Annotated in this window: 14 protein-coding genes; all 14 read left to right on the top strand. The window is 66.1% G+C overall.

Translation table 11 applies throughout. The features are described 5' to 3' along the window. Positions 1-54 precede the first annotated feature (54 nt). The 14 genes from ACYVD7_RS07830 (at position 55) to ACYVD7_RS07765 (ending at position 12084) form a co-directional block, all read left to right on the top strand. Positions 55-363 (top strand): hypothetical protein, encoded by a 309-nt coding sequence (locus tag ACYVD7_RS07830; RefSeq protein ID WP_460761277.1) that lies wholly within the window; start codon positions 55-57, stop codon positions 361-363. Then, on the top strand, positions 360-677 hold the full coding sequence (locus ACYVD7_RS07825) for a hypothetical protein (RefSeq protein WP_460761275.1): 318 nt from the start codon (positions 360-362) through the stop codon (positions 675-677). The genes ACYVD7_RS07830 and ACYVD7_RS07825 overlap by 4 nt, the downstream gene beginning before the upstream one ends. Before the next feature lie 2 nt (positions 678-679). Next, entirely contained in the window at positions 680-1306 is a 627-nt protein-coding gene (locus ACYVD7_RS07820) for an FMN-binding negative transcriptional regulator (protein ID WP_460761272.1), read from the top strand. A gap of 3 nt (positions 1307-1309) precedes the next feature. After that, entirely contained in the window at positions 1310-2098 is a 789-nt protein-coding gene (locus ACYVD7_RS07815) for an SDR family oxidoreductase (protein WP_460761269.1), read from the top strand. Next, the gene (locus tag ACYVD7_RS07810; RefSeq protein ID WP_460761266.1) at positions 2095-2538 is read left to right on the top strand and encodes a PilZ domain-containing protein; all 444 of its coding nucleotides are present in this window, start codon (positions 2095-2097) and stop codon (positions 2536-2538) included. The genes ACYVD7_RS07815 and ACYVD7_RS07810 overlap by 4 nt, the downstream gene beginning before the upstream one ends. A 58-nt stretch (positions 2539-2596) precedes the next feature. Further along, positions 2597-4033, top strand: coding sequence for an aldehyde dehydrogenase (locus ACYVD7_RS07805; RefSeq protein ID WP_460761263.1), 1437 nt, complete (start codon positions 2597-2599; stop codon positions 4031-4033). Positions 4034-4083: 50 nt separating this feature from the next. Beyond that, positions 4084-4749, top strand: coding sequence for a carbonate dehydratase (can, locus tag ACYVD7_RS07800; protein ID WP_460761260.1), 666 nt, complete (start codon positions 4084-4086; stop codon positions 4747-4749). Beyond that, the gene (locus ACYVD7_RS07795; protein ID WP_460761257.1) at positions 4746-5186 is read left to right on the top strand and encodes a RidA family protein; all 441 of its coding nucleotides are present in this window, start codon (positions 4746-4748) and stop codon (positions 5184-5186) included. The genes can and ACYVD7_RS07795 overlap by 4 nt, the downstream gene beginning before the upstream one ends. Positions 5187-5314: 128 nt before the next feature. Then, on the top strand, positions 5315-5848 hold the full coding sequence (locus tag ACYVD7_RS07790; protein ID WP_460761254.1) for a 3-hydroxyanthranilate 3,4-dioxygenase: 534 nt from the start codon (positions 5315-5317) through the stop codon (positions 5846-5848). A gap of 26 nt (positions 5849-5874) precedes the next feature. Continuing rightward, positions 5875-6885, top strand: coding sequence for an amidohydrolase family protein (locus ACYVD7_RS07785; protein WP_460761251.1), 1011 nt, complete (start codon positions 5875-5877; stop codon positions 6883-6885). Positions 6886-6954: 69 nt separating this feature from the next. Next, positions 6955-8226, top strand: a complete 1272-nt coding sequence (kynU, locus tag ACYVD7_RS07780; protein WP_460761248.1) for a kynureninase — start codon at positions 6955-6957, stop codon at positions 8224-8226. Continuing rightward, positions 8219-9577: an FAD-dependent oxidoreductase gene (locus tag ACYVD7_RS07775; RefSeq protein ID WP_460761245.1), complete on the top strand. Its 1359-nt coding sequence runs from the start codon at positions 8219-8221 to the stop codon at positions 9575-9577. The genes kynU and ACYVD7_RS07775 overlap by 8 nt, the downstream gene beginning before the upstream one ends. 124 nt (positions 9578-9701) lie before the next feature. Then, complete coding sequence (gene sbcB / locus ACYVD7_RS07770) at positions 9702-11144, top strand: exodeoxyribonuclease I (protein WP_460761243.1); 1443 nt, start codon at positions 9702-9704, stop codon at positions 11142-11144. A 253-nt stretch (positions 11145-11397) separates the two neighbouring features. Next, positions 11398-12084, top strand: coding sequence for a DUF2461 domain-containing protein (locus ACYVD7_RS07765; protein WP_460761240.1), 687 nt, complete (start codon positions 11398-11400; stop codon positions 12082-12084). The last annotated feature ends 77 nt before the right edge of the window (positions 12085-12161 follow it).

Genomic DNA, 12161 nt, shown 5'->3' with positions numbered 1-12161 from the left:
CTGGATTCCCGCCTTCGCGGGAATGACGGCGTTGGAGTCCCGGAGTTCTGACGCGTGATCCTGTTCCTCGCCCTGCTGTTCGTAGCCACCGCCATCGCTGGCGCGTGCGCGTTCGTCATCTTCTGGCCGCTGACGCTGGTGCACATCCGCGACCGCCACCCGGCGATCGTGGAGATGTTCGGTGGCGGCGCATTCCTCAAGCCGATCGCGCTGGGCTGGCTGCTGCGTGCCGGTTATCGCGACGCCAACGACCGCAATCTGGACGGTCTGGCAGCACCGGCACGTGTGTCGCTGTTGACGATCATCATCGCATTGATCCTCGCGGGACTGTTGTGGGCGCTTTCGACGGTGGTGACGGCATGAGCCGCGGCGAAGAGACGATGCATCTGGAATGGTGGCTGGCCACGCTCGGCCGCACGGTGGTGTGGGCGCGTCTGCGCGTGCTGGAAGCCGGCACCGCGGAGGTCTTCGACAGCGATGGCAACACCCTGCCCTATGACAGCGAGGACACCGCACGCGCCGCGCTGATGGATGCCGAGTTCGTCGCGCTGGACGGACTGGACGAGGACGATGCCGCCGACCGCGGCTTTGCGCTGGAAGAACTGGCACCACCGCAGGGCGACGATGACGAGACCCTGCGCAGCCAGATGATCGTGCAGCTGCCTGCCCGGCATTGACCATGTACCAGCCCGCGTCCTTCGTCGAGACCGATCTGGCCGCACTGGACGCGCTGATCGAGCGCGACAACTTCATCACCCTCATCACCGTGCGCGACGGTGTGCCAGCGGTGAGCCACCTGCCGGTGCTGCTTCGCCGCGAAGGCAACGACATCGAGTTGCAGGGCCACTGGGCGCGCCCGAACCCGCAGGCAACGCATGCTGGTCCCGCGACCGTCATCGTTCACGGTCCGAACGCCTACGTGTCGCCGTCCTGGTATCCGGACAAGGAAGCCGAGGCGCGCGTGCCGACGTGGAACTACGCCGTCGCGCACCTGCAGGGGGTGCTGGAAACCTTCGACGACGAGGCCTCGCTCGCGGCGCTTGTCGATGGCCTCACCCGCCAGCACGAGGCGCGCGTCGGGCGCGACTGGCGCTTCGAGATCGGTCGAGACGACCATCGCGTGCAATTGCGCGGCATCGTCGGCTTCCGCTTCCGCGTCGAATCGGTGGCGCAGAAGTTCAAACTCAACCAGAACCATCCCGTCGCCAACCGCATCGCCGTGGCCGAGCAACTCGTCCAGCAACCGCGCGAAGCCAGCCGCGACATCGCCGCGCTGATGCGCGCCCGTACACCTTCGGAAACCTGAGCCATGGATCTCAACCTCAACGGCAAGCACGCCCTCGTCTGCGGTGCCAGCCAGGGCATCGGGCTGGCCGCCGCGAAGGCGCTGGCCGAGCTGGGCGCCGACGTCACCCTGCTCGCCCGCCGCGCCGAGGTCCTGCGCGAAGTCGACAAGCAGTTGCCGCGCCCGCACGCCGCGCAGATTCACGGCTGGATCGCCGCCGACACGTCCGACCTGGACAACCTGCGCAGCCAGGTCGACGCGCTGTGCGCCAACCAGCCGGTGCACATCCTGGTAAACAACAGCGGCGGTCCGGCACCGGGCACATTGCGTGGCGCGAAAATCGGCGACTTCGAAGCCGCCTACCGCCAGCATCTCCTCGGCAACCACGTGCTGGCCGAGGCCGTGATCCCCGGCATGGAGCGCGATGGTTACGGCCGCATCGTCAACTTGATCTCGACCTCGGTGAAGGAACCGCTGCGTGGCCTGGGGGTGTCCAACACCACGCGCTGGGCAGTGGCCAGCTGGGCCAAGACGCTGGCAACCGAACTGGCTGGCAAGGGCATCACCGTCAACAACGTGTTGCCCGGCGCGACCCAGACCGCGCGCACCGATCAGATCATCGCCACGCGTTCGGCCAGGACCGGCCGCAGCCCGCAGGAAATCTTCGAGGAAATGGTCAGCGAGATTCCGATGGGCCGCTTCGCCCGACCGGAAGAGACCGCAGCGGCCATCGCCTTCCTCTGTTCCCCGGCGGCCGCGTACATTACCGGCATCAACCTTCCCGTCGATGGCGGCCGCACCCGGTCACTATGAGTCGAAAGAAGCACAAGTCGCGTGCGGCGCCGAAACCGGTCGCCGCCCGGGACACGCCGACGCCGATGGAAATCGACGCCGTGCCGGTACTGAACCAGGAAAAGGACGTCCCGATCATGCCAGCCGTCTCCACGATTTCCGAGTCAGCCGACGATCGCCGCGATGCCGAACGCGTTCCGTTCGCCGCGCGGGTCATGGTCGTACACGGCGAATCCGCTTGGTTCGCGCAGTTGCTCGATATGTCCGAGGGCGGTTGCGGGATATTCCGTCCGGACGGCTGCGACCTCATCGAGGACCAGGTCGTGCGGCTGTTCTTCTACCAGGACAACGAAAGCCTCGCCGTGATCGTGCCCGGGCGCATCGCACGGGTGACGAAGACCCAGGTCGGCATCGAATACCACGACCCGCAGGCGATTCCCCCGGAACACCCGGCGAAATAAGCCCCCCAGACCACGCGCTGGGGCTGCGCCGCAAGGGCGCGCCGGTTAAGCTTGTTGGATGCGTCTGACTCACTGGATCAACGGCGAAGCAAAACAGGCGGCGGATGACCGCTGGCTGGACGTTTTCGATCCAGCCAATGCGCAACCCTTCGCGCAGGCCCCCCGTGGCGACGCCGCGGATGTCGAAGCCGCCATCAACGCCGCCCAACGTGCGTTCCCGGCCTGGTCGTCGCTGCCCAACAGCGAGCGCGCCCGATGGCTGGAGAGGCTTGCTGACGCACTGGAGGCCCGCCTTGACGACTTTGCGCACGCCGAATCGCGCGACGGCGGAAAACCCATCCGGCTGGCACGCGAGGTCGAAATTGCCCGCGCCATTTCCAACCTGCGGTTCTTCGCGCACGCAGCGACGCAGTTCGCCAGCGAATCGCACCATGGACAGGCCGGGTTGAACTACACGCTGCGCGCGCCGCTGGGCGTGGTCGCGACGATCTCGCCGTGGAACCTGCCGCTGTACCTGTTCACCTGGAAGATTGCGCCGGCGCTTGCGGCTGGCAACACGGTTGTGGCCAAGCCGTCCGAAGTCACACCGGTAACGGCGACGATGCTGGGCGCGCTCGCGGCGCAGATCGGATTCCCGCGTGGCGTTCTCAACATCGTGCACGGCCTGGGACCCGAAGTCGGCGAGCCGCTGGTGACGCATGCGGAAGTTAAAGCGATTTCCTTCACCGGCAGCACCGCGGTCGGAAAACGCATCGCTGCTCTTGCTGCACCGCTGCTCAAGAAGGTGTCGCTGGAACTGGGCGGAAAGAATCCCACGCTGGTCTTCGCCGACAGCGACTGGCGCGGACACCTGGACACCATCGTGCGTTCGGCGTTCCAGAACAGCGGGCAGATCTGCCTGTGTGGTTCGCGCATCCTGGTGGAACGCCGCATCTACAGCGAATTCCGCGACGCGCTGGTCGAGCGCGCACTCGCGCTGCGCATCGGCGATCCAATCGACGAGGACAACAACCTCGGTCCTCTGGTGTCGCAGGCGCATTTCGACAAAGTCACCGGCGCGATTGCACGCGCGCGCGAGGAAGGCGGCCACGTGCTGTGCGGGGGCAACGCGCTGGACCGCCCGGGCTGGTTCGTCGCGCCGACGGTGATCGAGAACCTCGGCCCGGAGTGCGCGAGCAATCGCGAGGAAATCTTCGGTCCCGTCGTTACCCTGCAGGCCTTCGACACCGACGACGAAGCATTGCGACTGGCCAATGCCGGCGACTACGGGCTGGCGGCATCGGTGTGGACGCGCGACCTGGATCGCGCCCACCACGTCGCCGCGCAGTTGCGCGCGGGCATGGTCTGGATCAACACCTGGCTGATGCGCGACCTGCGCACGCCCTTCGGCGGCACCGGCGCATCCGGGCTCGGTCGCGAAGGCGGACTGGAAGCGATGCGTTTCTTCACCGAAGCCAAAAACGTGGGCATCGCCCTTGGGGCCAGCCCTAGATGAGCGGCCCCAGATGACCGGCCCTAGATGACTAGTTCACATACGAGTTCACGATGACGACGCTGGACGAACTGCTACGCAACAACCGCGAATGGGCCGAACAGGTCCGGCGCGACGACCCGCTGTTCTTCAAGCGCCTCTCGCAGCAGCAGGCACCCCGCTACCTGTGGATCGGCTGTTCCGACTCCCGGGTACCAGCGAACCAGATCCTCGGTCTCGCGCCAGGCGAGGTCTTCGTCCATCGCAACATCGCCAACGTGATGGTGCATAGCGACCTCAACTGCCTGTCGGTAGTCCAGTTCGCAGTGGACGTGCTGAAGGTCGAGCACATCCTCGTCGTCGGCCATTACGGCTGCGGTGGCGTGCATGCGGCGCTTACCGGCACGCGCGTGGGCTTGGCGGACAACTGGATCCGGCATGTTGGCGACGTGGCGCAGAAACACATGACGCTGCTGGACGAGGTCGAAACGGACTCGATGAAGCACGCGCGCCTGTGCGAGCTCAACGCCATCGAACAAGTGGTCAACCTCTGCCAGACCACCGTCGTGCAGGACGCCTGGGCGCGCGGCCAGGCCGTGTCCGTGCACGGCTGGGTCTACAGCCTGCTGGACGGCCGAGTACGCAACATGGGCATGGATGTTTCCTCGCCGGACGAGCTTGCCGTCGCCTATGCGACCGCATTGGCGCGACTGAGCGGGAAGCGTGGAGAAGCAGAGTGAGCGAAGTCATCCGCGCCGCCAGCGCCCCCAAGCCCGTCGGAACCTACCCGCACGCGCGTCGCGTCGGCGAGCTGCTGTTCCTGTCTGGAATCGGTCCGCGCGATCCCGCGACGAACGAGATCGTCGGCAACGAATACTTCGCCGACGGCCGTGTGCGTCGCTACGACATCGCCGCGCAGACCCGCGCTGTTTTCGCCAACGTGCGTGCCGTGCTCGAGGCCAGCGGCGCCGGCTGGGATGACCTGGTCGACGTCACCGTGTACCTCACCGACATGGCGCGCGACTTCAAGGTCTACAACGCCGTGTGGGCCGAGCATTTCCCCGACGTCGATACCGCACCGTGCCGCACTACCCTGGGCATCACCGCGTTGCCGACGCCGATCGCCATCGAGCTCAAGTGCACTGCAGCGATCAAGGACATCGCGCACGAGTCCTGAACGGCACGCCGTCGTCGCCCTCTCATCCTGAGCGTAGGCGCGCAGCGTCGAAGTCGAAGGACGAACGTCAAGGACGAAGAACACCACCACAGCCCTCCCCGCAACCGGGCGAGGGGGAGAAAAGACCGATGCTTCCCGCCCCACTCAACCTGCAAGCCTGGATCGACGAGAACCGTCACCTGCTCAAGCCGCCGGTCGGCAACAAATGCATCTACGCCGGCGACTTCTTCGTGATGGTGGTCGGCGGGCCGAACCAGCGCACGGACTACCACTGGGACGAGGGTCCCGAGTGGTTCTACCAGCTCGAAGGCGAAATGGTGCTGCGCATCCAGGAGGACGGTTCGCCGCGCGACATCCCCATCAAGGCCGGCGAAACCTTTCTGCTGCCGCCGCGCGTGCCGCATTCGCCGCAGCGCGGACCTGACTCGGTCGGTCTGGTAATCGAACGCAGGCGTCTGCCGCACGAACTCGACGGCCTGATGTGGTTCTGCGAGCAGTGCAACGACAAGCTGTACGAGGAATTCTTCCCCCTCGTGGACATCGAGAAGGATTTCCCCGCCGTGTTCGCCCGCTTCTATGCCTCCCGCGACCACCGCACCTGCAAGGCCTGTGGGCACCTCAACCCCGCGCCGGCGAAGTACGACGAGCCGGGCGAAGCCTGAACGCCGGCGCCCGTTAGAATCAACCCATGCTGAAGATCGACACCCACGCCCATTACCTGCCCCGCGACTGGCCCGACCTGGCGCGCAAGTACGGCGACGACCGCTTTCCCGTCATCCACCACACCGACGACGGCCGCCACCGCATCTACAAGGACGGCAAGTTCTTCCGCGAGATCTGGTCCAAGACCTGGGACGCGCAGGAACGCATCGACGACTACGCGCGCTTCGGCGTGCAGGTGCAGGTGATCAGCACGGTGCCGGTGATGTTCAGCTACTGGGCCAAGCCGCAACACGCGCTGGAGCTGCACCAGTCGCTCAACGACCACATGGCAACCACCTGCCGCGATTACCCGCGCCACTACGCGGGCATCGGCACCGTGCCGCTGCAATCGCCACGACTGGCGGTGCAGGAGCTGGAGCGCTGCATGGACCAGCTCGGCTTGCAGGGCGTGCAGATCGGTTCGCACATCAACGACTGGAACCTCGACGCGCCGGAGTTGTTCGAATTCTTCCAGGCCGCCAGCGACCTGGGCGCGGCGATCCTCGTGCACCCGTGGGACATGATGGGAACGCCATCGATGCCGAAGTACTGGCTTCCCTGGCTGGTCGGCATGCCGGCGGAACAGTCGCGCGCTGCGTGCTGCCTCGTGTTCGGCGGTGTGCTGGAGCGCCTGCCGAACCTGAAGATCTGCCTCGCCCATGGCGGCGGCAGCTTCCCATACACCATCGGCCGCATCGAGCATGGCTTCAACATGCGCCCGGACCTCGTTGCTACCGACAATCCGCGCAATCCGCGCGAGTACCTCAACCAGTTCTACTTCGACTCGTGGGTCGCCGATCCGCGTGCGCTGGAGTATCTGCTGGATACCTGCGGCGTGTCGCGGGTGATGCTGGGCACCGACTATCCGTTCCCGCTGGGCGAACAGACACCCGGTGCCGGCATCGAAGCCCTGAAGCTGGATCCCACCGACCAGGCCCGCCTGTACCACGGCACTGCGCTGGAATGGCTGGGATTGTCGGCTGCGCGCTTCAAGTAACGCAGTTTCAGTCGTCGCGCTCGAAGCGCACACACGCGCCACGCCGGCGCCCGCACACAGGAATTCGTCGTGACCGATCTGTTCTCGCATGAGCACGCCAACGCGCTGGATGCCGCCGATCCGCTGCACCACCTCCGGGGCGAATTCCTGATCCCGCGCCACGCGGGCACCGAACAGGCGTATTTCTGCGGCAACTCCCTGGGACTGCAACCGCGCGGCGCGCGCGTCCACGTCGAGGAAGTCCTGTCGAAGTGGGCGATGGAAGCGGTGGAAGGCCACTTCACCGGCCAAGCGCAGTGGATGCCATACCACGAACTCGTCCGCGAGCCGCTGGCGCGTGTCGTCGGCGCAATGCCGTCGGAAGTCGTGGCCATGAACACGCTGACGGTGAACCTGCACCTGATGATGGTCAGCTTCTACCGTCCCACGCGCGAGCGCCCGGCGATCCTGATCGAAGCCGGCGCGTTTCCGTCCGATCGCCACGCCGTGGCGTCGCAGGTGCTGTTCCATGGATTCAATCCGGACACCGACCTGATCGAACTGGAAGCCGACGAACCCGGCGGCACGTTCTCGATGGCCGCGATCGAACGCGCCATCGCCGAGCACGGGCACCGCCTCGCGCTGGTGCTGTGGCCCGGCGTGCAGTACCGCAGCGGACAGGCGTTCGACCTGAAGGAAATCGCGCGACTCGCACACGCCGCCGGCGCCGATTGTGGCTTCGACCTTGCGCACGGCGTGGGCAATCTTGAGCTCAACCTGCACGACAGCAACGCCGACTTCGCCGTGTGGTGCCACTACAAGTACATGAACTCCGGTCCCGGCGCGGTCGCGGGCTGCTTCGTGCACGAACGCCACGCACGCAGCGAACGTCCGCGCTTCGCCGGCTGGTGGGGGCACGAGGTCGCCACCCGTTTCCGCATGGGCCCGCAGTTCGTACCCACGCCCGGTGCCGACGGCTGGCAGCTGAGCAATCCGCCCATCCTGGGACTGGCACCGCTGCGCGCATCGCTGGCGCTGTTCGACCGCATCGGCATGAAGGCCTTGCGCGAGCGTTCGCTGCGATTGACCGGCTACCTGGAACAACTGATCAACGCGCGACTGGGCGACACGTTGCAGATCGCCACCCCGGCCGATCCCGACCGGCGCGGCTGCCAGCTTTCCCTTCGCGTGGTGGGCGGCCGCGAGCGTGGCCGTGCCCTCTTTGAACACCTGGCCACCAATGGCGTGCTGGGCGATTGGCGCGAACCGGACGTGATCCGCATCTCGCCGGCCCCGCTCTACAACAACCACAACGACGTGCTGCGTTTCGCGCAGGCCGTGGAGACCTGGCGTCATGGCTGAGCGTCGCATCACGATCGTCGGCGCTGGCCTGGCCGGCGCGCTGCTTGCCACCCTGCTCGCGCAACGAGGCTGGAAAGTCGACGTGTACGAAAAGCGTGGCGACCCGCGCGTACAGGGCTACGCGGGGGGACGGTCGATCAATCTCGCCTTGGCCGAACGCGGTCGCCATGCCCTGCGCATCGCTGGCGGCGACGACGAGGTGATGGCGCAGGCAGTGATGATGCGCGGCCGCATGGTGCACTTCCTGGACGGCCGCGTGGAGCTGCAGCGCTACGGCAAGGACGACAGCGAGGTGATCTGGTCGGTGCACCGCGGCGAGCTCAACCTGATCCTGCTCGATCTCGCCAGCCAGGCCGGCGCCAATCTGCATTTCCATCGCGGGTTGCATTCCGTGGACTTCGACGCGCGCCGCGCCGTTTTTTCCGACGACCGCGACGACAGTCGACACGAAGTCGCCTTCGACTCGCTGGTGGGCGCGGACGGCGCGGGGTCCGCGTTGCGCGGCGCCATGAAGCAGGTCGCCGACTTGGGCGAACGCACGGAATTCCTGGGCCACTCGTACAAGGAACTGGAGATCCCACCCAGCACCGATGGCGGCTTCAGCATCGAGCCTAACGCCCTGCACATATGGCCACGCGGCCGCTACATGTGCATCGCACTGCCCAACGACGAGCACACGTTCACCGTCACGCTGTTCCTGCCGAACGATGGTGATCCGAGCTTCGCCACTGTGCGTAGCGGCGCTGATGCGCGCGGGCTGTTCGAACGCGACTTCGCCGATGCGCTGCCGCTGATTCCGAAGCTGGAACACGATTTCGAGAACAACCCGGCGGGCCTGCTGGCCACGCTGTATCTGGATCGCTGGTATCTGGACGACCGCGCCGTGCTGCTCGGCGATGCGGCCCATGCGATGGTTCCGTTCCACGGCCAGGGCATGAACTGCGCGTTCGAGGACTGCGTCGCATTGGCCCAGCATCTCGAGAACAACGCCGACCGCGCGCAGGCCTTCGCCGCCTTCCAGTCCGAGCGCCTGCCCAACGCCCGCGCGATCCAGCAGATGGCACTGGAGAACTACCTGGAGATGCGCGACCGCGTCGACGACGACGACTACCTGCTGCAGCGTGCACTGGAGCGCGAGCTGGCGCAGCGCCATCCCGGGCGCTTCGTTCCCCGGTATTCGATGGTGACCTTCCGTCGGCTGCCCTACGCGGTGGCGTTCGAGCGCGGGCAACTCCAGCGCGAACTGCTCGCCGAACTCACGCGTGGGCATGCGTCGCTGGACACACTGGATTGGGACATGATCGATGCGCGTGTGTGCGAGCGCCTGTCGCCGCTGGAAGTGGAGACCTGAGTCCGCGCGTCTTTGCCCAACTACAGATCCCGAACAGCCGGTCGCGTGCCCACGATCGCTTCCCTCACCTCTTTTTGCGCGCTGTTCTCAACCCCTGAGACGGCCCTGCCCGATCCTGTAGCCAATGCCCGCCAGCTTCCTCTTCTACGACCTCGAAACCTTCGGCGCGGCTCCGCGGACCAGCCGGATCGCCCAGTTCGCGGCGATCCGCACGGATGCCGACCTCAACGAGATCGAAGAGCCCATCAGCATCTTCGTCAAACCCGCCGACGACCTGCTGCCCTCACCCGAAGCCACGCTGATCACCGGCATCACGCCTCAGCACGCCCTCCGCGAGGGCATGAGCGAGGCGCGTGCCTTCGCGATGATCTTCGACGAGATGGCGCGGCCGGAAACCTGCACCGCCGGCTACAACTCGTTGCGCTTCGACGACGAGTTTGTCCGCCACGGGCTGTTCCGCAATTTCTACGACGCCTACGAACGCGAATGGCGCGGCGGCAATTCGCGCTGGGACCTGCTCGACGTGCTGCGCCTGGCGCACGCGCTGCGACCGGATGGAATCGTGTGGCCGCAGCGGGAGGACGGGAACACGTCCTTCAAGCTCGAGCACCTGGCCCTGGCCAATGGCGTCCGCACCGGCGACGCGCACGAAGCGTTGTCGGACGTGCGCGCGCTGATCGGACTGGCGCGCCTGTTCAAGCAGGCACAACCGCGATTGTGGGAGTACGCGCTGAAGCTGCGCGACAAGCGTTATGTCGCCAGCCTGGTTGACGTCGCCGGCATGACACCGTTGCTGCATGTGTCGCAGCGGATTCCCGCCAGCCGCTTGTGCGCGGCGCCGATGATCCCGCTGGCCCGACATCCGAGCATCGACAACCGCGTGATCGCATTCGACCTCGCGCAGGATCCGGAGGCGTTGCTGCGGCTGGAACCCGACGAGATCGCCGACCGCCTGTACACACCGGCGGCCGAACTCCCGGAAGGCGAAGCGCGCATCGCACTGAAGGAAATCCACTTCAACCGGTGCCCGGCGCTGGTCGCGTGGGATCACCTGCGCGAGGCGGACTTCGCGAGGCTGAAGATCGATGCGGATGAAGTACAGCGGCGGGCGGCGCAACTTCGGGCCGTCGGACCCGCGATCGCCGAGAAGGTCCGCACGGTATTCGGTGCGCAGCGTGATCATGCGCCGTCCGACGTCGATGCCTCACTGTATGAAGCCTTCATCGGTGACGGCGACAAGCGTCTCTGCAACGACGTCCGCGCAACACCGCCTGAAGCGCTGGGGACGAAACAGTTCGCCTTCCGCGATCCGCGTCTGCCGGAACTGCTGTTCCGCTACCGTGCGCGCAACTGGCCGCAGACGCTGTCGGCTAGCGAACGCGAACGATGGGACGCATATCGTCGTCAGCGCCTGGGCGAGGACCGCGGCATGTCGGAGCACACCTTCGCCGCATTCCGGGCTGAAATCGAACGTCTGCGCGCCTTGCATCGCGACGACGGGAGCAAGCAGGTACTGCTGGATCAGTTGGAGTCTTGGGGCCGAGAGCTTCAGGTCAGTCTGGGCTGATTCCCGACCGAAATCAGCCCAATATCCCAAGTCTGGCGCAACAGTGACACCGCTCATCCTGAGCGTCGGGCCGCGGGCCCGGAGTCGAAGGATGTTTCACCGCTGTCGGCGTCCTTCGACTTCGGCGTTTCACGCCTACGCTCAGGATGAGCGGGGACTTCCATAGCCCGACACACCGTCGTGACTTCGCGGCCACGACAGAATGATCGCGAGTTGTGACAATGCATTCGCACGCATCCGCAAGGTAAATCCCATGGCCCAGTACTTCACCGACGCCAGCTTCAAGTTCCTGCGCGGCCTGGCGCGGCACAACGAGCGCGAATGGTTCCTGGCGCACAAGGCAGACTACGACGCGCACGTTCGCGAGCCTTTCCAGCGACTGCTCGCCGACCTGCAACCCGCGCTGGCGCAGGTCAGCGAGCACTATCGCAGCGAGCCCAAGGGCAATGGCGGTTCGCTGTTCCGCATCCACCGCGATACCCGCTTCTCCAACGACAAGACGCCGTACAAGAACTGGCAGGGCGCGCGGTTGTTCCACGCGCGCAGCAAACAGGTGGAGGCACCCGCGTTCTACCTGCACCTGCAGTCAGGGGAATGTTTCATCGCCGCCGGCGTCTGGCATCCGCAGCCCGAAACGCTGCGTCGCCTCCGGCACTTCATCGTCGACAATCCGGGCAGCTGGAAGGCGGCTGCGCATGGCGCGGCGTTCCGCAAGCGCTTCGACCTGGAGGACAGCGAGATGCTCACGCGCATGCCACGCGGCTTCCCCGATGACTTCGAGTTCGCGACCGATCTGCGTCGCAAGAACTATGCGGCCTTTCGCGCGATCGACGATGCCACGATGACCGGACCGCGCCTGCGCAAGGTGCTCGAGGCCGACCTCGTCGGGCTCGCCCCCTTCGTCGATTACCTCTGCGCAGCACTGGACCTGGAGTTCTGAGAGACGGCCACGCGGTGGCGCGCGACATGGCGCGCACCATCCCACTTGGGTGGCGATGGCCGGTCGCCTGGATTGGA

It is taken from the genome of Lysobacter fragariae, assembly GCF_054779775.1.
Note: the sequence above shows the minus strand (reverse complement) of the source record. Positions and strands in the feature narration are given on the sequence as shown.

Bases quoted from the DNA above. Each gene is read 5' to 3' on its own strand.
- ACYVD7_RS07775 (WP_460761245.1), top strand. From the start codon at position 8,219: ATGGCTGAGCGTCGCATCACGATCGTCGGCGCTGGCCTGGCCGGCGCG.
- ACYVD7_RS07785 (WP_460761251.1), top strand. From the start codon at position 5,875: ATGCTGAAGATCGACACCCACGCCCATTACCTGCCCCGCGACTGGCCC.
- can (WP_460761260.1), top strand. From the start codon at position 4,084: ATGACGACGCTGGACGAACTGCTACGCAACAACCGCGAATGGGCCGAA.
- ACYVD7_RS07790 (WP_460761254.1), top strand. From the start codon at position 5,315: ATGCTTCCCGCCCCACTCAACCTGCAAGCCTGGATCGACGAGAACCGT.
- ACYVD7_RS07815 (WP_460761269.1), top strand. From the start codon at position 1,310: ATGGATCTCAACCTCAACGGCAAGCACGCCCTCGTCTGCGGTGCCAGC.
- ACYVD7_RS07825 (WP_460761275.1), top strand. From the start codon at position 360: ATGAGCCGCGGCGAAGAGACGATGCATCTGGAATGGTGGCTGGCCACG.
- ACYVD7_RS07805 (WP_460761263.1), top strand. From the start codon at position 2,597: ATGCGTCTGACTCACTGGATCAACGGCGAAGCAAAACAGGCGGCGGAT.
- ACYVD7_RS07820 (WP_460761272.1), top strand. From the start codon at position 680: ATGTACCAGCCCGCGTCCTTCGTCGAGACCGATCTGGCCGCACTGGAC.
- sbcB (WP_460761243.1), top strand. From the start codon at position 9,702: ATGCCCGCCAGCTTCCTCTTCTACGACCTCGAAACCTTCGGCGCGGCT.
- ACYVD7_RS07810 (WP_460761266.1), top strand. From the start codon at position 2,095: ATGAGTCGAAAGAAGCACAAGTCGCGTGCGGCGCCGAAACCGGTCGCC.
- ACYVD7_RS07765 (WP_460761240.1), top strand. From the start codon at position 11,398: ATGGCCCAGTACTTCACCGACGCCAGCTTCAAGTTCCTGCGCGGCCTG.